The sequence below is a fragment of the Bradyrhizobium sp. Ash2021 genome (assembly GCF_031202265.1).
GTDB lineage: Bacteria > Pseudomonadota > Alphaproteobacteria > Rhizobiales > Xanthobacteraceae > Bradyrhizobium.
On the sequence record NZ_CP100604.1, the window covers coordinates 6,526,557 to 6,546,063 of the forward strand.

The 19,507-nt window shown below is 57.7% G+C and carries 17 protein-coding genes and 1 pseudogene; 9 read left to right on the top strand and 9 right to left on the bottom strand.

What is annotated here, in order from left to right:
* On the bottom strand, nucleotides 1-390 hold the full coding sequence (locus NL528_RS31580; protein WP_309178290.1) for a hypothetical protein: 390 nt from the start codon (nucleotides 388-390) through the stop codon (nucleotides 1-3).
* On the bottom strand, nucleotides 387-659 hold the full coding sequence (locus NL528_RS31585) for a transcriptional regulator (protein ID WP_309178291.1): 273 nt from the start codon (nucleotides 657-659) through the stop codon (nucleotides 387-389). The genes NL528_RS31580 and NL528_RS31585 overlap by 4 nt, the downstream gene beginning before the upstream one ends.
* An 80-nt stretch (nucleotides 660-739) precedes the next feature.
* On the opposite strand from NL528_RS31585, the gene NL528_RS31590 reads away from it, so the two are divergent.
* The 6 genes from NL528_RS31590 to NL528_RS31615 all read left to right on the top strand — a co-directional run bounded on the left by NL528_RS31590 (nucleotide 740) and on the right by NL528_RS31615 (nucleotide 6,517).
* Nucleotides 740-1,564, top strand: a complete 825-nt coding sequence (locus tag NL528_RS31590) for a YqaJ viral recombinase family protein (RefSeq protein ID WP_309178292.1) — start codon at nucleotides 740-742, stop codon at nucleotides 1,562-1,564.
* Nucleotides 1,482-2,858 (top strand): ERF family protein, encoded by a 1,377-nt coding sequence (locus tag NL528_RS31595; protein WP_309178293.1) that lies wholly within the window; start codon nucleotides 1,482-1,484, stop codon nucleotides 2,856-2,858. The genes NL528_RS31590 and NL528_RS31595 overlap by 83 nt, the downstream gene beginning before the upstream one ends.
* 107 nt (nucleotides 2,859-2,965) lie before the next feature.
* The gene (locus NL528_RS31600; RefSeq protein ID WP_309178294.1) at nucleotides 2,966-3,580 is read left to right on the top strand and encodes a hypothetical protein; all 615 of its coding nucleotides are present in this window, start codon (nucleotides 2,966-2,968) and stop codon (nucleotides 3,578-3,580) included.
* Nucleotides 3,581-3,999: 419 nt separating this feature from the next.
* Nucleotides 4,000-4,947, top strand: a complete 948-nt coding sequence (locus tag NL528_RS31605; protein WP_309178295.1) for an NAD-dependent epimerase/dehydratase family protein — start codon at nucleotides 4,000-4,002, stop codon at nucleotides 4,945-4,947.
* Nucleotides 4,948-5,329: 382 nt separating this feature from the next.
* Entirely contained in the window at nucleotides 5,330-5,671 is a 342-nt protein-coding gene (locus tag NL528_RS31610; protein ID WP_309178296.1) for a hypothetical protein, read from the top strand.
* A 345-nt stretch (nucleotides 5,672-6,016) separates the two neighbouring features.
* Nucleotides 6,017-6,517 (top strand): SGNH/GDSL hydrolase family protein, encoded by a 501-nt coding sequence (locus NL528_RS31615; RefSeq protein WP_309178297.1) that lies wholly within the window; start codon nucleotides 6,017-6,019, stop codon nucleotides 6,515-6,517.
* 135 nt (nucleotides 6,518-6,652) lie between these two features.
* Here NL528_RS31615 and NL528_RS31620 read toward each other — a convergent pair.
* A pseudogene (locus NL528_RS31620) lies at nucleotides 6,653-7,004 on the bottom strand (transposase); the annotation flags it as partial.
* Between the two features lie 37 nt (nucleotides 7,005-7,041).
* Here NL528_RS31620 and NL528_RS31625 point away from each other — a divergent pair.
* Nucleotides 7,042-8,157 (top strand): glycosyltransferase family 4 protein, encoded by a 1,116-nt coding sequence (locus NL528_RS31625; protein ID WP_309178298.1) that lies wholly within the window; start codon nucleotides 7,042-7,044, stop codon nucleotides 8,155-8,157.
* Nucleotides 8,158-8,320: 163 nt separating this feature from the next.
* Here the strand turns inward: NL528_RS31625 and NL528_RS31630 are convergent, their stop codons facing one another.
* The 3 genes from NL528_RS31630 to NL528_RS31640 all read right to left on the bottom strand — a co-directional run bounded on the left by NL528_RS31630 (nucleotide 8,321) and on the right by NL528_RS31640 (nucleotide 14,328).
* Entirely contained in the window at nucleotides 8,321-10,141 is a 1,821-nt protein-coding gene (locus NL528_RS31630; RefSeq protein WP_309178299.1) for a hypothetical protein, read from the bottom strand.
* 72 nt (nucleotides 10,142-10,213) lie between these two features.
* Nucleotides 10,214-11,956 carry a hypothetical protein gene (locus NL528_RS31635; protein ID WP_309178300.1) on the bottom strand — a complete coding sequence of 581 codons (1,743 nt, stop codon included), beginning with the start codon at nucleotides 11,954-11,956 and terminating at the stop codon, nucleotides 10,214-10,216.
* Nucleotides 11,953-14,328: a hypothetical protein gene (locus NL528_RS31640; protein WP_309178301.1), complete on the bottom strand. Its 2,376-nt coding sequence runs from the start codon at nucleotides 14,326-14,328 to the stop codon at nucleotides 11,953-11,955. Before NL528_RS31640 ends, NL528_RS31635 begins: the two co-directional genes overlap by 4 nt.
* A 197-nt stretch (nucleotides 14,329-14,525) precedes the next feature.
* Between NL528_RS31640 and NL528_RS31645 the strand changes: the two genes are divergently transcribed.
* Complete coding sequence (locus NL528_RS31645; protein WP_309178302.1) at nucleotides 14,526-15,569, top strand: glycosyltransferase family 2 protein; 1,044 nt, start codon at nucleotides 14,526-14,528, stop codon at nucleotides 15,567-15,569.
* 2 nt (nucleotides 15,570-15,571) lie between these two features.
* The gene (locus NL528_RS31650; protein WP_309178303.1) at nucleotides 15,572-16,267 is read left to right on the top strand and encodes a class I SAM-dependent methyltransferase; all 696 of its coding nucleotides are present in this window, start codon (nucleotides 15,572-15,574) and stop codon (nucleotides 16,265-16,267) included.
* Nucleotides 16,268-16,348: 81 nt separating this feature from the next.
* Here the strand turns inward: NL528_RS31650 and NL528_RS31655 are convergent, their stop codons facing one another.
* From NL528_RS31655 to rfbF, 3 genes are read right to left on the bottom strand one after another with little or no spacing between them, the layout of a single operon-like run.
* Nucleotides 16,349-17,656 (bottom strand): Gfo/Idh/MocA family oxidoreductase, encoded by a 1,308-nt coding sequence (locus NL528_RS31655; RefSeq protein WP_309178304.1) that lies wholly within the window; start codon nucleotides 17,654-17,656, stop codon nucleotides 16,349-16,351.
* Entirely contained in the window at nucleotides 17,598-18,701 is a 1,104-nt protein-coding gene (rfbG, locus tag NL528_RS31660) for a CDP-glucose 4,6-dehydratase (protein ID WP_309178305.1), read from the bottom strand. The genes NL528_RS31655 and rfbG overlap by 59 nt, the downstream gene beginning before the upstream one ends.
* Nucleotides 18,686-19,456, bottom strand: coding sequence for a glucose-1-phosphate cytidylyltransferase (gene rfbF, locus NL528_RS31665; RefSeq protein WP_309178306.1), 771 nt, complete (start codon nucleotides 19,454-19,456; stop codon nucleotides 18,686-18,688). Before rfbF ends, rfbG begins: the two co-directional genes overlap by 16 nt.
* Nucleotides 19,457-19,507: the final 51 nt, after the last annotated feature.

The following is a 19,507-nucleotide window of genomic DNA, read 5'->3' on the forward strand; positions in this document are numbered from 1 at the left end:
TCAGTCCGATCGCTTGGCAACTGCGACGAGACGCGGCACGTCGTCGTTGTCGAGAATTCGGTCGCCGGCCTGTCGGAGCTGCTTCGAAAGCAGCTGCCGATATTCCGCAATGCAGCGCAGCGCCTTGTCGCGGCGGAACTCTAGCGCCGTCAGCATCCGGTCCAGCCGCTCGAGGTCCTCGGCGCTTTTCCTGAAGGCTTCGGCATCGATGGCCCCTTCGTCCATCTGAAATTTACGAAGCAGTTTGGCAACTCTCGTTTGGGCCTTTTTGTTGTCAAACCAGCTGCGCGCCAGATCTTCGGCGTCAAGCTCTTGGTCGTATGGGGAAAGGGATCTGATGTTCGGCCATTTCCCGTTGCACGCATGGTCGGGGCGGCCAATCGTGATCACTTCTTTTTCGGTTCGGTTTCACTAGGCTTTCGCAACCGCACGCCCGCCCCTCCACCATTTTCGTCGATGAACTCGACGCCAGCGGCCTCGAGGGCACGGCGGATCGCCAGCTCATTGGCGACCGTTAGGGACGTCGCATCTTCTGCTACTTCGGCACGGCGGATCGTATTTGCGCCGAGAGCGGATGCTCGAGCGAGATCTGCCGCGCTCCACCTTAAAAGCGCCCGAGCGGCCCTGATCTGCGCGCTGGAAAGCGAGCTCTTCTTCATTGACATTAAAACCCATATGGGTTAATTTACCCCATATGGGGATTTCTAGAATTTTGAGCTTATCATTCTGGAGCCTTCCTATGAAAACGAACGTGAGGATAACCACAGCCGAAATCCGCCGCTATTTCATCGGCGGCTCGGACGCCCGGATCATTATGGGCGACGACGAAACCGCCCTGGTCCGTCTCTGGAAGGAGAAGCGCGGCGAGGTCGAGCCGGAGGACCTGTCGGGCAATCTGGTGGTGCAGCTGGGCTCGGTCACCGAAGACCTCAACCGGCGCTGGTACGAGCTCAACACCGGGCTGACCGTCAACGACGTCCAGAAACAGGTGAAGCACCCGATCCTGCGCTGGATGGCGGCCACGCTGGATGGGGTGGTCGAGGACGGCGCGGTGTTCGAGGCCAAGTTCATGCTGCCGTGGTCGTTCTCCGAGGAAGCGGCGGCCGAAAAGCACATGGCCCAACTGCAGCACAACATGTGGGTGATCCAGTCGAGATCAGCGGTGCTGTCGATCATCACCGGCGGCGGCAATTGGGTCGAGCTCACGATTTATGCCGATCCGCTCTATCAGCATCTGCTGCTGACCGCGGAGCGGAAATTCTGGCGCTGCGTCGAAAACGGCGAGACCCCTCGCCTGTTCGGGGTCGAGGCGCCACGGCCGAGGATCGAGGCCGTCCGGGTGGTCGACATGAGCGGCTCCAATTCCTGGGCGGAATTTGCCGGAATTTATTGCCGGACCCGACCGGCCGTGGTCGAGCACGAGGCCGCCAGATCCGAACTGAAGAAACTGATGCCGGAGGATGCGAAACAAGCGACCGGCCATGGCCTTCGCGCCCGACGTTCCAAATCCGGTTCAATCAGCTTTGATGTCCTGGATCAGGAGGCCGGTCATGCCCAGCTGTAGTGACAGCATTGGCGCTATCGCTGCCGCGCTCGCCAAAGCGCAAGGCGAACTCACCAATCCCGAGAAGTCGCTCACGGCGACCATCCAGTCACCGTTTCCTCGCGAAGAGAGCCGCAGTTTCCGCTACGCCTCCTTAGCCAGTGGATTGGATTTGGTCCGCAAGTGCCTGGGTCAGCACGAGATTGCGACCGTCCAGACGACGGCCATTGACGCCGCCGCCGGGTTGATCCGGCTGACCACGACCCTCGCCCATTCCTCCGGGGAATGGATCTCGTCGGACTGGCCAGTGTGTCCGGTAGCTGAGACCAATGCCCCGCACCGGATGGGCGCGGCGCTGACCTACGCAAGGCGTTATGCCCTGTTCACCCTGGTCGGGATTGCCGGCGAGGACGATCTGGATGCACCGGATCTGCCGGCACCAAGCCTCAATGGAACGGCACCGGCCGGTAACGGTGTTGGTCCAAACAAAGCCAATGGACATGCGGCTCTACCCGGTCGAGGCGCCATCAAGCGCAAGCAAACCCCTCCCCCGTTAAAGCCGGTGCTTGATGCCGAAGCCTCCGCCGTCGCTCGCGAGCAGCTCCTGACCGAGATAGCTGGCGTAACCTTGGGCGAGGATCTGGACCGCTGGGCCTATCGCTGTCTGCCGACCAAGAACACCCTGACCGCCGCGGATGCCCGGCTGGTCGAAGAGGCCTTCCATACCAAATTGACGGCCCTTGGCGCCGCTGATGAAACCGGACGTGATGCCGCGTCCTCGCCCCCCACGTCCGGCCCACCCGGAATGCCCCCGCTCGGGCCGCAACGCCGGCAAGGCGCGCCGGAAAGCAAGCAGGCGCAGACGGGGACGGGCCGCATCGACAAGAGCCTGCTCACCATTCCGGTGCCGCGGCGTTTGCGCGACAAGACCCATCTCCGCTTTGTCGCCAAACAGCCCTGCCTGATCTGCGGACGGCAGCCCTGCGATCCCCATCATCTGCGGTGCGCGCAATCCCGCGGCCTCGGACAAAAGGTCAGTGATGAGTTCACGGTCCCGCTTTGCCGGGCGCATCATCGCGAACTGCACCGCGCCGGCAAGGAAGTGGACTGGTGGGCGAAAACCGGGATCGAGCCGACCGGGATTGCCCGCAAGCTTTGGACGGAGACGCATCGGCTGCAGAGCTCGGTAAATCTGCCCAGTGACGATAACGCGACGTCCGGTCCCACTGTGGCGACGACCGGAGACGTTGCAGCCACCGTTCCACGGCGGACGCAAATGACGAAACGAACCCAGTTGCCGGGCCTCACCACATGACCTCGCTTCGCCAGATCGAGTCCAACCGCTGCAACGCGCAAAAGAGCACCGGCCCGAAAACCGACCGCGGCAAAGAGCGCGCCTCGCAAAATGCCGTCCGCCATGGATTGACCGCCGAGACCGTCATCAAGCTTCTGGAAGATCCCGACGACTACCAGGCCTTCGAGCAGGCGGTCACCGCCGGCTACGACGCGGAAACCGCGGTCGAGCGCGAGCTGGTGCTTCGGTTGGCAAGCCTGCTGTGGCGACTACGGCGGGCCACCTCAATCGAAACCGGTCTTCTGCAGATCCAGCACGAAATCCTGCCCGAACCAGGCGAGGCGCAGCAACCTCGATCCGCGCGAGATTGCGAAGTCATCACGATCTTCCAGCCTCACCAAGCTGCCGTCCCCTCACACTCAAGGGAAGCGAGCAACGACGGCAACGCTCGCGCTCCGACCGATGGCGAACGAGGCCGCGGCTCGGAAGCGCCACCGACCTTACCGCGTCCTGACGGACTCGACATTGCACGGTGCTTCCTGCGCCTCGCCGACCTCGACAATGGCGCGTTCGACCGGCTCGGCCGCTACGAGGCGTCTCTCTGGCGACAGGTCAGGCAAACGATCTTCACGCTGGAGGCATTGCGGTGGCGGGCGCCCGGCGCCCGTCATTGGCGGCCACAAGATCGTTGGCAGCGAACGATTCGGGCGCCGCTCGGTGATGATCGGTCGGATCCGCGTTAAGCGGCACTTTCACCCTTGCATGGGCGAACCAGAAGGTCGGCTGGAGGCGCCCTAGAATTCGCGAACGAGCATGATCACCTTATCCTGCTGCCCGCCGGTGATCTTCGCGAACATCGGCAGCGACAAAATCCGGCGTCGATCGCCAAATGCATTCGGAATCGGCTCAGGGCAACCAGCTGGCCCATCCTCGCGACATAAAACTGGAGCCGCAAATTGAGCGACCACATATGGTCCCGCCGCTAGAAAAGCCGCAGTGACGGTGTTAACGGTCCGCCGGCGTGCTCGCTCTATGGTTCTCCTGCTATTTCAAATGACGTCAATGCGCGCCCAGCGGCGCGATTCAACGAAGGCAGCGCACTGGCAAAAATACCTGAGCCCGGCTTATACGGTTTTAAGGGCTTGATTCGTAGGCGATAGGAATGAAAGACGGCCAGCTTGTTGTTTTGATAACGGGTGCGAACGGCTTTGTCGGCCGAAATCTCGCACCCGTTTTGACGGCTAACGGCATGATCGTCAGACGAGCCGTGCGAAAGCCCTCGCCTCATCCAAATACGGTTATTGTAGATGCGATCGGCCCCCAGACTGATTGGGACGAGGCTCTCTTCGAAGTCGATGCAGTAGTGCATTTGGCCGCGCGGGTTCATCACCCCCACGAGGAAGCGGCGACGGAGATCTATCGTACCCTCAATACCGATGGAACTGTGCACCTTGCGCGATGTGCCGCCAAAGCGGGAGTTCGCCAGTTCATTTATTTAAGCACCGTCCTGGTTAATGGCAGCAGCACTGACGGTCGCCCTCCGTTTCGTGAGGATGACCGTCCTATGCCGCGCGGAATATACGGAATGTCGAAGGCCGCTGCAGAGGCAGGCCTTGAAGCAATTGCCAAACATACGGACATGAGTATCACCGTGATTCGACCCCCGCTGATCTATGGCGTGGGGGCGCTCGGCAATTTCAGACTCTTGGTTACGGCAATAGAACGCGGCATTCCGCTGCCCTTCGGCTCAATCCATAACCGGCGTGCCTTTTTGGGTGTCGGAAATCTAGCTTCATTTGTCGTACACCGACTTACACACCCGGGGGGCAGATTTGATGTTTTTTTAGTAGCTGATGATGAGGAAGTATCAACGCCCGAATTTGTTCGACGGATCGCGAAGGCCCTAGGCAAGAAGTCGCGTATTGTGCCTTTTCCACTATTTGCACTGAAAGCATTGTTCAGAATCAGCGGTCGCTCTGAAGCCAACGATAGTGTTGTTGGATCCATGCAAATCGACACGTCCAAAGCTCTGAACACCGGCTGGCGCCCACGACTCAGCCTGGATGAAGGTTTGCGGAGTTCCCTGGAAAAGAAAAAAATGGACGAGTAATGGGTCGAACGTCGAGTCGTTATCCTGTGCGGCCGCTCAGCAAATCCCGAGCCCGATGCATCATGAGTGCCGACTGTTCCGCCGTCTTCTCGACCGACACAAACTGAACCGAAATGAATTGTCTCGAGTGTCATTTTAAGGCAACCGAGCCAGAACTGGTCGGGCGAAGGGTTCCATCGGTCTGCTTTGTTTGGACTGACTCGCCTTGGCTCAAGGAAGCCCGCTGGTGCGCGTTTGCCGTCTCGGGCTGGGTGGGTACCGGCTCACCCAACTAAACGAAGCCCGCGCCGCGCGGCTGGGCCTGCGCACGGCGATTTTGGGGTAGCAACAGTTTTCGGACGTGTATGCTCAATTCCACTGTGCCGGCTCTTGGGAACCTTGGATGCGACGATCGGCGATAATGGTGTTGTGTGCGGTGCTCGGGGCATGCTCGTCAATCAACGAAGCGGCTAAAGAGCCGGTTCCCGCGCCCGACGCGTCCAAGGCCGTACCGATCATCAAAACCGTCGCTGGCCAATATCACCTGACGGGGCAATTAGAGATCGCGGGACCAATCGAGGCACCCATCGCCTCATCTATTCCGTGGGTTATATGCCTCAGAAGCGCGAGCGCTCCCCGGCAGACATACGCGCTTTTCTACAAGAAGGACGAATACGTCTCCTCTCGAATATCGACCATTGGGGACCGTTGCGACAGCCAAGTTTACGAGCCGCTGCCGAAATAAGTGGGGCCTCGTCAGTTGGCCGCCTCTTCCTGCTCGGACCGGAGGGCGGTTACCCGCGCACGGCCCGCCATGACCCAGAGAAGCCCGCTGGTGAGCCTTTGCCGTCTCCGGCTGGGCAGGTAGCGGCGGGGGCGGTTTAACGAATCCAGGGCGCCTGGCAGGCTTGCCCCCTCTACCGCGGCATGTATGTTCCCCCCAATGAAACGTGCGCTTCCATGGATCCTTGCTGCTGTCGCGTTTGTAGCGTTCGGCGCATCCTTTTCAGAACTACGGCGTATGCGAGGACGGTTTGGTGAGGTAACGCGTCCTCGCGAACATCACGACCATAGAGACGTCAGGCAGTTCATGATCAAGGCCGCATTGGCCGGTCTCGATCGGCCGGCTGTGTTTCTTGGCGACAGCATCACCGAGATGGCTCGCTTGCCAGAAACGATATGCGGAAAGCCGATCGTCAACGCTGGAATAGGTGGCGTTGGCGTCGCAGACTTCGAATATCTCGCACCGCGATTGATGGATGGTTCGACGCCATCGCTAATTATTGTTGCGCTCGGTGCGAACGATGTTGGGTCTACGACGGCTCAACGAGATTACGCTGATCTCCTCTCCGAATTAAAAAAGCTGTCTTCTAAGCTACTTGTAGTTGCGGTAACGCCACTGGATGGCGCAGACCAAGTAAATGCTCAGATAAAGGCGGCGGCGCAAAGCGAAGGAGTTCCATTTGTTGAATCTCTGTTGCCAGCTGGATCGACCTTCGATGGCATTCATCTCACGGCGGCCGGGTACAAGGTTTGGACGCCGGCCATATTACGAGCCGCCACCAAGGCACTCGGATGCCAGGCCGATTAGATCGACTATGGCGGACATTTGGAATGCTCGACATCGAGGGCCGGCTGGAACAATTATCTGCAATTACATCATTCCGGATTATCGGATAGCGCGAGCGACGCTGTCACCGCCTCCTATTTTCTGCTCAATCGCCCGCTCGAGCGACCGATCGCGGTTCTTGGTGAAACTGGTCGGGTCCCAGACCGGGTCGTCCGGCGAAAGCCCCACGAACCAGCGGTACAAGAGATTGTAGTCCAGTTGCTCCATCAACTGGCGTTCCGCGCCGAATGCCGTACAACACCTGCAGCAGCAAGGCGCTCAGCAATTGCTCGGGAGGAATCGAGGGACGTCCTTCGCCGGCGTAAAGCTTCCCAAGGCTACGGTTCAGCTCACTCAAGACATCCCGGACCAGCGCCCGGATCTTCCGCAGAGGATGCTGGGGAGGCACCCGCGCCTCCGGCGAGATGTACGAAAACAACCCGCCCTGATCCGCAAATGCGCCTCGCATGCTCGTCTCCAGCGATTCGAGATGATAAAGTGATAAAGTGGATCACCAAGTCTTCACCGTGAGTGGGTCCTTCAGCAAACTGCTAGTAGAACCTGAAATAAATGAATTCGCTGTGCTGCGAGATTCCGAGAATCGCGAATGCCAGCACCGCCGCGGTCGCGTAGATCAGCGGCGGACGGATGCGCCAGACGTCACGGACAACGATGTGGTGCTATGTGTCACGGCACCGTTCACTCTCCCGTATGCGGTAGTCCTGGCGGCCAAACTGCGGCGAGCAGCGACTTTATTGCTTATCTACGACCTGTATCCTGAGGCGCTTGAAGCGGCGGGTTTGATCAAACCCACTTCTGTAGCAGCGCGTCTATTGCGCTTCGCGAACAGCCTTGTGTTTCCGCGCTTGGATACCATAATCGTGATCGGACGAGACGTGCCTCCCCTGCTCACGAGATATCAGGGGGTCGCGCCGGAAAGAATCCAGTTCATCCCCAATTGGGTACTGCTTCCGATTGGCTACCGTGAGATCGACCCACGCAACCGTTTCCGCGCGCAGCTAAAGTCAAAATTCATCGTTGGACTATCAGGAAATCTTGGATTCACACACGCGCCAGCAACTGTCTTTGAAGCAGCAAAATTGTTGAAGGCCGAGAAAGATATCCATTTCATTCTATCCGGATGGGGAGTCGGCTGGAAGGACTTAAAGGACTTAGTCACGGTTGAAAAGCTCGACAATGTCACCATGCTGGACCCGGTGCCCCAAGGCGAATTGGTCGAGTTCTTGTCTGCAGCAGACGTATGGGTGATCCCGTATCGCCGAAACATTGCCGGGGTATCAATCCCGAGCCGCCTCTACAATCTGCTGGCGGTGGGACGTCCCATTATAGTCGGAGCGGAATCTAATTCAGAAGCTGCGATTGTGCTTGGCGAAGAAGACATAGGTTGGGTCGTACCGCCCGAAGATCCACTCCAACTCGCCCACGCAATTCTGCAGGCGTCAGCAGACCGCTCTAACACTGCTGCTAAGGGCCGTCGGGCATCGGTTGTCGCAACGAAATATACCGAGGCAGCAGCTGTTGAAAGATATCAGGACGTGGTCAGCCAACTAAAGCAACGAAGATTCTCTGGAGGGAGATCGCGTCGACAAGGTCGTAGTTAGCGCGATTCAAGCTGCTATCTGCAACCAGAGCACAAACCGATTCGTATTCGTGAGTCCTCTGCAGGTAAGAAACATTGTGCCCCAGCTTAACCGCGGGAATTGCGGTGCCCACCCTTTTGCCGGAGCGTAGTACAGCCAGATTACGCTTACCATTCAGTATCTATCACATTGCGCAATTCGCTCGAAACGAAATTCTATATGCAGTTACTTGATGGAGATCGTTTGGAATTTCGCATAGGTGATAGTCGGCACGGATCTTCGCAAGAATCTCCCTCTCAACTCCCTCCAACGTATCCTCCGCCCTCCGAACAACAACGACTTCACCGTCATACAACTGAACCGGCGTCGCGACGATCTTTTGGATGAGCGGCGGCACCAGATTATCAGTAAATGTGAAGGAGATCGGCCAACGATGCCAATGTCCCGTATAGATCAGCGCCAGATCGCTGAGGTAGCTGACATATTGGACGCGTCCCAACAACACTGTGGCGGGAACTCCGGGTGCAAAGTATTGCTCGATCAAGCTCGTTGCCTCGCGTAGCACTCCGCCGTTGTCGAGGCGATAGTCGGCCCACTGATTTCCGACCGCCTCAAGGGCGGGGCGAGCCAAGAGCCGATCCTCAAGGCGGTCTCGAAGCGCCGCCAGGGTGCACCGGTTATGGTCTCTACATTCGTGGAGCAGGAATGAGTAAGGTCCAGCAGGCCTCCAGATACCACGTGTTTGGTAAACTCCAAATGCTCCGATCAGAATTCCCGCGCAGATCGCGCAGGCACGAAGCCGGGTTCGCAGAAGCAGTTGTCCTTGGACAATAACGACCGCCGCAAACGGTAAGAATGCGATAAGAAGCGTATAGTCGATTGAACGACCCACATAGTAGAGCGCCGACCAGAGACACAACGCTGTCATTGGGAGAAGACGATAGATCTGTCTGTCCGCGCCTGGAGACGTTCGGCGATCGAGAATGCTAATCCAACAATGGGCGAGCGAGAGGAAGACCACGACCAGCATCGGAATCCACCAGTAGAAACCTTGCCTGGGTTTCGCCCAATAGTCGCTCAGGGGATTGTAGACCGACAGAAACCTCAGGTAGATATCGAACCGTGGCCAGTGCGCGGACTGTGCGTAGATGACGAGACTAAAAGCACCAAGCGTGATGATCGCTGGCAACATGGCGACCGGAACGTCCCTCGACATTCTTCTCCAGCTCCGCTCACGAATTGCGAGAGCGCTGAGGAACACCATCTGGACAGCGATTGTGCCGACCAGAGTTTCTACACTCCACATCGCTGACAGAACCGTCGCCGACGCGGTGAGAATCGAGTGCCGAACTGGCGGCTTCAACAGAACGATCGCCACCACCATCATCAGCGTTGGCAGGTACCGCGCGAGAGGCGAAGGCGCGATATTGAGATTGCCCCGGCCGTGATCCCAACCCTCAAGGAGAAAATAAATCGCAATAAGCCCCATCAGAATCGCCAGGTACTTATGATCGCACGCACGATGTAGGAACACGAGCACAAGCGCGAAATAGATCAGGTTACCGAACTGTACGACGATATTTGCCGTTCCCAATGACAAGGGACCCAGAGCAAAGCCGGAAAGCGTAGTAAGCACGGGGCCAGGCCCGTACTGGGAAAACGTGTCGACCAGCAAAATGCCGCCATTGAGCAGATGCACAGCGGGACCCATAACAGTCAGATAGTGCAGAGGCTCTACCGCCAGCGAGAAGTCGAAGAACAAGAACGGAAGTGCGAACAAAACCGTCAGCAGAAACAGCATGGAACTGTTTTCCGGGCGAACCACGATTTCTGGTACATCGGGAAAAGAATACCGAAGCTTCAAACCGGCCACTGCGCAGAGCCAAGGCAGCAGAGCAACAGCAAACAGGTAGAGAGCTAGATCCAGCGTCTTGCCGGCCACGCCAAACAATCGCAAGATGCTCATCGTCAGGACAAAACCACCGACCCCGAGCAGAACCAGCATAAGGTTCGCCCGAAAATTCTGATCTAATCCAGTTATGCGCTTCCCGAACCTGTGCCGATCGATCATTGCCGCCTACTGATTTGAGTCGAGACAAGAGGCGCCTGAAATCCGGCGACCGTAGACCGACAATGTCATCGGCGGATCGATCTCGCCAACTGAAATCGTCCGCTCCTTTTCGAAGCAGCGCGAAAGGGCGTTGATCACCTTGGGCGCGTCCGGATGCCAAATCACCCACTCAGGGCGCGGAGTCCGCGGCAAATCCACCACGACGATCCGCTGATAGTCCTCGCTCAACCACCGATCCGCGGTCAAATCGGTCCAGTCCGTTAATGCCTCGATCTCCTGCCGTGTGCGTTCTATTTCATCCGGCATCAACCCTGCGGCCATCCGGCGATAGTTGTACGGCATAACGAGAGACCAGGCTGAAAACTTCACGTCGCTTGCAGTCAGCGCAAGCAACAGCCTGTTGTCGACTCCCACGATGCCGATAGGGACATCTGCCTGTATGTTGCCGCGAATCCTCGTGGCTAGGAGGTCGACCTGCTTCGGGAGGCTCATATTCTGATGGAATGCCGACGGCAATTTCAGACGGCCGCTGATCAGAAAACTTTGCGCCGCCACCAGCAGAGCAATGCTTGCGAAGGCGGCGGCCAGCAAACGCGCCCTTGATAATACCCGGCGATCCAGGATGACTTGCAGAGCCAGGCCACCTGAAATCGCCGCCTGGTAATCGACGTAGTTCAGGTAAGCTTGTACGCAAATGCTGCATTGGAGCTGACCGGCAACAAGATAATACAGTAGCCCAAGCCAATAAGCCGTCGTGAAGAACGATAGCCATCTCAATCGTGCTATGCCGAACGCCACCAGCGTCGCCACTGCGAAAAGAGCGGCCGCCACCTGAGGCAGATGGTGCCAGACCACCCAGTCCCGAACGATCTCGATCCGAAATGCCGATTGAATCATCGCATGCAATGATGCGGGTTGTTGATCGTAGTACACTGTCTGGCTGGAGCGGACAGCATTGGGGAAGAGTTCCGGCAGCATGCCGATCTTGATGAGCACCTCGGTCATGGCGGGAAAATACATGCTCACAAAGATGAACTTGCGGCCCCAATGGTGGGCCAGCGCGCCATATGTGGAAAGAAATATCACCCCGATCGTGGCTATCGCGGGAAGTGCCGACCGGCCCATCCGCACCAGAATTGTCCCGAGGATGAGCGCTATGAAAGGCGTCATTTCCGGCCTCGTCAGATACAAGGCCGTCAGCAGAATACTCAGCATAATCGCACGCAGCCAGATGCGGCCGCGCTCGATGTCGATCACCACGTTCAAGGCACAAAGTTGAAGGAAGACAACGAGCGCGTATGGCGTCGCGCTCGAAAAGTAAAAGATGCTTTCCTCGCTGAAAGCAAATATCAGAATTGCAAAAGCCACAGCCCACCACGTGCCCCGAAGGCGGCGGATCAAGGCGGCAAGCAGGCAAATGTTGATGCCAGTCAGGAACACCGACCAGAGCCGCGACATGATGACGTCATGGCCAAACAACGATTGCCAGAAGCCCAGTGCGAAGAAGTGCAGCGGCACATAACGGGTCGCATCCGTTTCGCCATAGGGCACTTCAAGGCCGGAAATGTACCACCAGGCTCTCACGATGTAGTTCGTTTCGTCGAGCCAGGTCCCTTGGGTGGTGACGGCGAAGCCGGTCCAGACCAGCCATGCCGCGACGACAGCAATTAGCGTTGCGATATCCCACCGGATGTCTTGCAGTGGTGTGGCCCTGGTCGACCGGTCAATCTCGTTCGCCTGCAGGGTCAATTGCGCTCACATCCCAGATTTCGGCTAACGGTGTATACAGTAGCGAAAATGCCGACGTCGCGCACACAAAGCCGCACACGATCCCGCAATCGTCGCAATATTTCACGCTCCAGAGGCCCCAGCGTGTTTTCGTCGCGCCGGACAATCACGAGTTCACCATCCTTCAGTTCGATCGGCGCGGCGGCGATGCCTTCTGCGAGCCGGGGAATCAGCTCGTCGGTGAAGGTGTAGGAAACGGGCCAGCGATGCGACTTTCCGGCCCGAAGCAACGCAAGATCGGTGGCGAGACTTCGTCCTTGAAACGTTCCCAGAAAGACGGAGGCTTGCTCATCCTTGAAATTGGCACGGATGAGGGAGACCGCTTCATCGATCATCTTTTCTCCCTCGGGCGCAATGTATGAGATCGTCCCGATCGGAGGTTCACTTTTTTCGACGGCACGCTCCAGCGTCGAAGTCAGATCGGAGACCGAGCAATGTCCGCTGTAACGGCACTCGTGAAACGCCATGTGATATGGCGAATTTGCCCTGTAGAGGTACACATATCCACAGCTCAATCCCCAGAAGATCGAGACGGTGATCAACCCGAAGCCCGTCCAGGCTGAAGGTCCCCAACTGCTCCAGTTGGCCGTCGCACTCAGATAGGGCGCGACGACGAGGCAGCTTAACGGCAGAAGGGCGAGCAGCAGAACATTATCCACCGAGCGGCCGAGATAATACAGCGTGATGAAAGCGGCGAGCATCGTCATCGGCAAATAGCCGTAGAGAATGTCACGATCGGCCTTGTCTCCGAAGCCCGTGGCTCGCGCCAGCAGTAGCTTCCATACCAGCGATCCGATCAGCGACAGGACGATCAGAACGGGGATCCAGCCCCAGAATGTGTTGACTGCAATAATGCCCCAATAATCCGAAAAGGCGTTGTAGACACCGAGAAACCGCAGATAGGTCCCGAAATCCGGTAGGCGCCCGGACCAAAAGGCGATCAGGACGGAGAATGCCAAGAGCGCGACAATCGGCGGCAGCAACGCGATGGGCACCTCCGCCAGCAGGACGCGCGGCTTCCGTTGAACTATCCGCACCGCTACCACAAAGCTGAGATGGATCAGAACTGACGCCGCGAGTGCCTCGATACTCCACCATGCCGAGATCGCGGATGCAGCGACAGTCCAGCCGGACCAGGTTCGCGACGATGGAAGCAAGCTGATCGCCAACACCATCGTTGCAGGCCAAAGATAACGAAAACCCATATTGGAAGGTGCGGCGGCCAGATTGCTGTAGCCGCTCCCCCAGCAGCCAAGCAGCACGCTGATGATCGCAGATCCCAGAACTGCCGATGCGACGCGTGCGCTCGTAAGTCGTGACAGACTGACGAGCAGAGCCACGAAGAACAAAAGATTGAAGCACTGAACAAGTATGTTCGCCGTCCCCAACGTTGGGGGCAATGCCGCAAATGCAGCCCAGGTTGCGATCATCGGCCCCGGCCCATACTGGGAAAATGTGTCCACCAGCGGGATGCCTCCGTGCAACAGCCGCATCGCCGGACTGGCATTGGTCAGATAATGCATGGGATCCGTCGGGAGACGAAAATCAAAATAGAAGATCGCCATCGCGGCTACGACCACGGGCAATCCGGCTTTGCGGAAATACGCAGCCGCCGGATGCAAGGCTAACGAAGGCGCTTGTTCGTAGTGAGCGACGACGAGAACCACTGCAACCGTCACGATTGCCGAAATGACCCCAAGGGCCGGCATCGGATTGAAGCTCGGGGCAAAGACAAACTGTAACAGGGGATTGAACCAGGGATTTGCCGGCTCGACATGGAAATTGAGGACCAGCGAACCAAGTATGAGTATTAGGGCAGCGGAAACGGATTTCTCCAAATCGAAATGCGCGAGCCGGGATCGGAGATAACCGGATCGTGCCAATGCCAGCACTCCGAACGCATGGACCACGAGGCTGACAAGCAAGATCCGCCATGCCCAGATTTGCCAGGACTCAAGTGACCGTCCGCTCCGGTGAATAAAAAGTGTCAGCGCGATAAACAGCGACGCCGAAAGGCCGGAACAGGTCGCGGTCCACACCATAACAGGCCCGAACCAGTCTTTCCTCCAGGGGGAAGACTGGCCAGCCAGGAGAAGCTTGCCGACCATCGCCGAGACAAAAACCAACTGGAAACCAGCCACTGAAATTTCCAGCACTTTTCGGCTGGGATTGATGCAGGCTCCAATGAAAATGACATACAGCAAACCCATACATAACAGGACAACTGCCATTGCCAGCTGCCCTGCAACATCGGGCCTGCCCTCGCCGCGAACCGGATGGGCGTTTCGACCAAAAAACACTGTCCCCTTGTCGCGCTGTTCGCTCCCCTCCATCCAACACTCTGTATGTTCCGGTTGCCCGTCTTCCCGTCGACCAAATCGCTTGAAGGTGCACTTGGGGCGAAGTATCGTACCTTCTAGTGGAACACAAGTTGTTAGTCAAAAACGCTGTTATCTGATACCATTTGGACGTCAACTCCTTATGGAATAGTGTAGAATTCGTCCGCTACATCATGATAATCGATCACCCCATGACATCCAAGACTGAGTGCAAACTCGTTTCGATCATCATTCCGATCTTCAATGAGGAAGCAAATGTCAGGACGGCCTATGAGGCAATCCGAACGGTCTTCGACCCGCTGCATGATCGATATGCTTTCGAGATTATTTTCCCGGACAATCACAGTACAGACTCCTCCTTCGCTCTTGTTCAGGCGCTCGCGCGCGAGGATGGTCGCGTCCGCGGCGTCAGGTTCGCACGCAATTTTGGCTTTCACCGATCGGTCTTGACCGGCTACCGCCTGGCGGCCGGTGACGCTGCCATCCAGATAGACTGCGACTTGCAAGACCCGCCTGAAGTCATCCCGGAATTTCTGGAACGATGGGAGAAAGGCGACGATCTCGTCGTCGGCGTCCGCCGCGAGCGCGCTGATGGCCAGACCTTCCTCTGGGCTCGAAAGCTATTCTACCGTCTGCTCGCGAAAATGTCGGACGACGACATCGTTATCGACAGTGGAGACTTCCGACTACTGGATCGCACCATTCTCGACCAGCTCCAATCCATCGATGATGCCGCACCTTTCATGCGTGGACTGACGTCCATGCTTGCTGCCAAGCAATCCACCGTACCCTACGACCGCAAGCCCCGGCTCCATGGTGAAAGCAAATTTCCGCTTCGTAGTCTCATTGGTCTGGCTGTTAACGGCATGTTGGCACATTCGATCGTGCCTTTGCGGGTGGCAACGTATACGGGACTGGCGGTAGCACTGGTCACGTTCCTGTCGACCCTGGCCTATATCGTCGGACGCCTCGTATTCCACGTACCGATGCCTGCGGGCTTTGCAACCACGACCGCGCTGTTGCTGCTCGGGATCACCCTGAACGCACTATTTTTAGGAATTATCGGCGAGTATGTCGGGCGTATCTACAACCAGATTCGAGCGCGGCCGATGACAGTCATTGAACAGAGCATCAACATCAACCTGTCGTCAGCACCAGCATTGCGGCGTGCTGGGGAGTTGCGCAGCTACCCAGGCGATCGCCCGACAATCCCAGCGCAGATCGAGGGCAGCTGATCATGACCGAGTTCGACGGATACAGGGATATCTATGAATCGGAAATCGACAAGGCGCTGCGATTTTCTGGAAAATCTCACGACTTTTTCACGAAAGTCAAAGCCGACAATCTGGCAGGTCTTTTCGCCAGACATTTTCAAGACACGGCCGGGGCAAAGGTGCTGGATATCGGTTGCGGCAACGGCAGCATCCATCCATTCCTGATGGGACATAATCCGTCATTGCGCCTTTCGGGAATTGACGTGGCCGGCGAAGTGATTGCGGAGGCGAAAACAGCTCACCCGAACGTCGCTTACGACGTCTACGAGGGCAAGCTGCTACCCTATCCCGATGCGAATTTCGACGCTGCATTTACGATCTGCGTCATGCATCACGTGCCCCCGCCAGAATGGCCGTTTTTTTTGTCGGAGATGCGCAGGGTTGTTCGGCCCGGCGGAATCGCGGTCGTCATTGAGCACAATCCGATGAATCCGCTCACCCGCCGAATCGTCAATAATTGCCCTCTCGACAAAAATGCCGTGCTTCTTCGCAGCGGACAATTGAAGGCCATGCTGTCGGATACGGGACTTCAGAATGTCTCCGTGCAGTTTATTTTGTTCACGCCTTTCGACAATGCATTCTTCCGAAGTTTCGACCGAGCGCTTGGCAGCCTTCCGCTTGGTGCGCAGTATATGACGGTCGGCCGCGTGCCACGCTGACCTAATGGTTGCGAAAATGCTATATCGCGACGCCGTTCCAGATTTTTGCCGCGATCATTCGGGCCGCGCGGGACACGCGCTTCAGGCAATCCTCGCCTTGACCCGCTGCAGGAACCTGGATTGACGACGCAAAGACCGCTCGTAGCCAAAAATCTCGTTCGTCTCGCGTTTCACGAAAGCAGAAAAAATCGTCTCAAGCTCCGATTCAGCCTCCGGGCCCCGCACGCCCTGTTCCATGAGTTCCGGACCGATATTGTCCGAGATTATCGCGCGAGCATCGGCCTCGACGAGATTGTCGCGTAGGAAGGCCTCCGCAAGGATCGCCGCCTCGATCTCCGAAACCCGTTCGGCAATGTCCTCTGCCACGCTAACTCCAGACACGACGAACTGCGCGCGCCCGGGCCAATTGGCCGCATCGGCGGGGCTGTCCAGCGCGGACAGGAAGCTCACCGTTTCCAATGTCAGCGGACTTGGTTGACTGCTCCAGTCCGAAGCAGCGGGAAACTCCGTTCCGTCCACTGCGACAACACCTGGCTCCGTGGTGAAATCAAGCTCCGCGCTGCCGCCGCCGGCGAAGACCACCGCGACCCGCCGCCTTCGATACTGCGCGCGCCGGTCAATCCGCGTGACGATTTCGATGCCCGCCACGTCGAGCCTGATTTCGGTCGATGCGCCTCCTCCGACAGAAGCGCCCGAAACAACCATCGGCCGATTTCGGAAAAGCACATGGATAATCGACCAGATATGAGAAAATGCATCGTGTATTTTTTGCACTGAGACATTCAGGCGCTTCAGCTCGCCATATCTGATCTCGCTCTCTGGATCATACCATTCAACGGCAACTGTGCGGACCTCTCTATCTGACAGTATCTGCTGAAACTGATGCAGATAGCTTGTGAAAAGCAGATGAAGCCCAACCCCCAAAAGAAGACCCCGCTGTTCCGCAATGCGGACCAGTTCGGCAGCGTCAAAAGACCGCGTCACGAACGGCTTCTCGACGAGCACGGGCATTTTCGCTTGAAGCACGGTTCGCGCATCGGCGGCGTGCATATGGGGCGCCGAAACGATAATCGCTGCGTCCTGCCCAACAGCAAGAGCCTCGTCGAGTTCGTTCAGCATTCGGAACCGGGGACCCGTATCGGCCCACGCCGATGCTAATTGCGCAAGCGCCAGGCGATTGTGGGTGGATACCCACGTCACTTCGCCGTTAGCCGGCAGGACACGTCGCAGGATGTCCGCATGAACCCTTCCCCATCGGCCGCCGCCAACTAGCAGCACCCGCTTGGCGGTGAAGGGGCTCGAAGCTCTATCCATTGGACAGCCCACCGGGTCAGTCTGTGGTTGCGGCGTAAGCTCGGATTTGTGCAACCGTGAATTCGCGGACCGCATCTTTCTGCTTCAAATCGAGCCGATACCAGTCCACCGTCATTTTCACCGCGCGCTCCAGAGGCAATCGGGGGTGCCACCCCAGTTCGAATCGCGCCTTCGACGAATCCAGCCTGAGAAGGCGTGCTTCATGTGGATGTGAATCGGTCGACACGTTCCAGCGCGCGCCCTCACCCCAATATTTTGATACAAGAGAAATCAGATGGCTGACAGATTGCTCGCTCGAGGCATCGGGGCCGAAATTCCATGCGTCAGCCGCTCTCGGCAAACCTCGGTAAAGCTGCTCAGCCAACGCGAGATAGCCTGCCAAAGGTTCCAGCACGTGTTGCCATGGCCGGATCGCGTCGGGGTTTCTCAGCACCAAGGGCCGATTCTGCGCAAACGCCTGTACCGCGTCTGGAACAATCCGATCCTTCGCCCAATCTCCTCCTCCAATCACGTTGCCAGCACGCGCCGACGCAATCTTCAGGGTGGGCATCTCGGTTTCGATCAGGCTCGAGCGATAGGCCGCCGTAACGAGCTCCGCGCACGCCTTGCTGCTGCTGTAGGGATCGTGTCCTCCAAGCGGCTCGCTTTCACGATAAGGCCAAATCCACTCGTTGTTGCGGTATGATTTATCACTGGTCACAATTAGAACGGCACGGACCGGAGGGCCGTCAGGACATGAAAGGTTCAGCCTTCGCGCCGCCTCGATCAAATGCACAGTGCCCATGACATTTGTCGCGAAAGTTCCAACCGGATCGACGTAGGATTCACGAACGAGAGACTGCGCTCCGAGATGAAACACGATCTCCGGATGAGCGAACTGCATGGCGCTGGAGAGATCGTCCAGGGAACGAAGATCGCCGACCGTGCTGGTCATCCCTTGGGAAACGTCGGCTGCTTCGAAGAGATTAAGGCCGTTATCAGGCGGCAGCGCATACCCGAAGACCTCGGCGCCCATATCCTGAAGCCAGAGGCTAAGCCAGCTCCCCTTGAAGCCGGTATGGCCGGTTAAAAAAACGCGACGCGCTTTCCAGAATCCGGGGTCGGCTACCAAACCAGCCACGGCGCATCCCCCTTGGCCCAAAGGGTCTCAAGCACCTGCCGGTCCCGCAACGTATCCATTGGCTGCCAGAAACCGCTGTGCTGGTAGACCTTCAACTGATGCGCCGCCGCAAGACTTTCCAGCGGTTGCCGCTCCCAGATCATATCATCGCCTTCGATCAAGTCGGCGACCTCAGGCGAGAGGACAAAGAAACCGCCATTGATCCATCCTCCGTCGCCTTCCGGTTTCTCGACGAAGCTTGTGACCAGGTCGCCCTCAATGCGCAGATTGCCGAACCGGCCAGGCGGACGCACGCCCAGTACAGTCGCTTTCTTGCCATGTGTACGGTGAAATTCGATCAGGCCGGCAAGGTCCACGTCCGCCACGGCGTCGCCGTATGTCAGGCAGAACGCGGACTCATCTTTCACGTACGGCAGAATTCTCTTCAAGCGACCGCCTGTCTGCGTGTCAAGGCCGGTATCGACCAACGTCACGCGCCACGGCTCGGAACGTTGTTCGTGCACATGCATTTGCTTCGTACGCATATCGAACGTCACATCGGACGTGTGCAGCGCGTATTGTGCAAAAAATTCCTTGATGACGTAGCCTTTGTAGCCGAGGCAAATGACGAAATCCGTAATGCCGTAGGCGGTGTACAATTTCATGATGTGCCACAGGATCGGCTGTCCGCCGATCTCGACCATGGGTTTCGGACGGACTGTCGTCTCTTCGCTCAGCCTGCTTCCATACCCGCCGGCAAGAATCACTGCCTTCATCGGCTATTTTCCTCTTTGCGTGATCGAACAACCACGCCGCCGCGCTCCGCG

Bases quoted from the DNA above. Each gene is read 5' to 3' on its own strand.
- NL528_RS31585 (WP_309178291.1), bottom strand. From the start codon at position 659: ATGAAGAAGAGCTCGCTTTCCAGCGCGCAGATCAGGGCCGCTCGGGCG.
- NL528_RS31590 (WP_309178292.1), top strand. From the start codon at position 740: ATGAAAACGAACGTGAGGATAACCACAGCCGAAATCCGCCGCTATTTC.
- NL528_RS31595 (WP_309178293.1), top strand. From the start codon at position 1,482: ATGGCCTTCGCGCCCGACGTTCCAAATCCGGTTCAATCAGCTTTGATG.
- NL528_RS31605 (WP_309178295.1), top strand. From the start codon at position 4,000: ATGAAAGACGGCCAGCTTGTTGTTTTGATAACGGGTGCGAACGGCTTT.
- NL528_RS31610 (WP_309178296.1), top strand. From the start codon at position 5,330: ATGCGACGATCGGCGATAATGGTGTTGTGTGCGGTGCTCGGGGCATGC.
- NL528_RS31615 (WP_309178297.1), top strand. From the start codon at position 6,017: ATGATCAAGGCCGCATTGGCCGGTCTCGATCGGCCGGCTGTGTTTCTT.
- NL528_RS31630 (WP_309178299.1), bottom strand. From the start codon at position 10,141: ATGCTGGTTCTGCTCGGGGTCGGTGGTTTTGTCCTGACGATGAGCATC.
- NL528_RS31640 (WP_309178301.1), bottom strand. From the start codon at position 14,328: ATGGAGGGGAGCGAACAGCGCGACAAGGGGACAGTGTTTTTTGGTCGA.
- NL528_RS31645 (WP_309178302.1), top strand. From the start codon at position 14,526: ATGACATCCAAGACTGAGTGCAAACTCGTTTCGATCATCATTCCGATC.
- NL528_RS31650 (WP_309178303.1), top strand. From the start codon at position 15,572: ATGACCGAGTTCGACGGATACAGGGATATCTATGAATCGGAAATCGAC.
- NL528_RS31655 (WP_309178304.1), bottom strand. From the start codon at position 17,656: ATGCGGTCCGCGAATTCACGGTTGCACAAATCCGAGCTTACGCCGCAA.
- rfbF (WP_309178306.1), bottom strand. From the start codon at position 19,456: ATGAAGGCAGTGATTCTTGCCGGCGGGTATGGAAGCAGGCTGAGCGAA.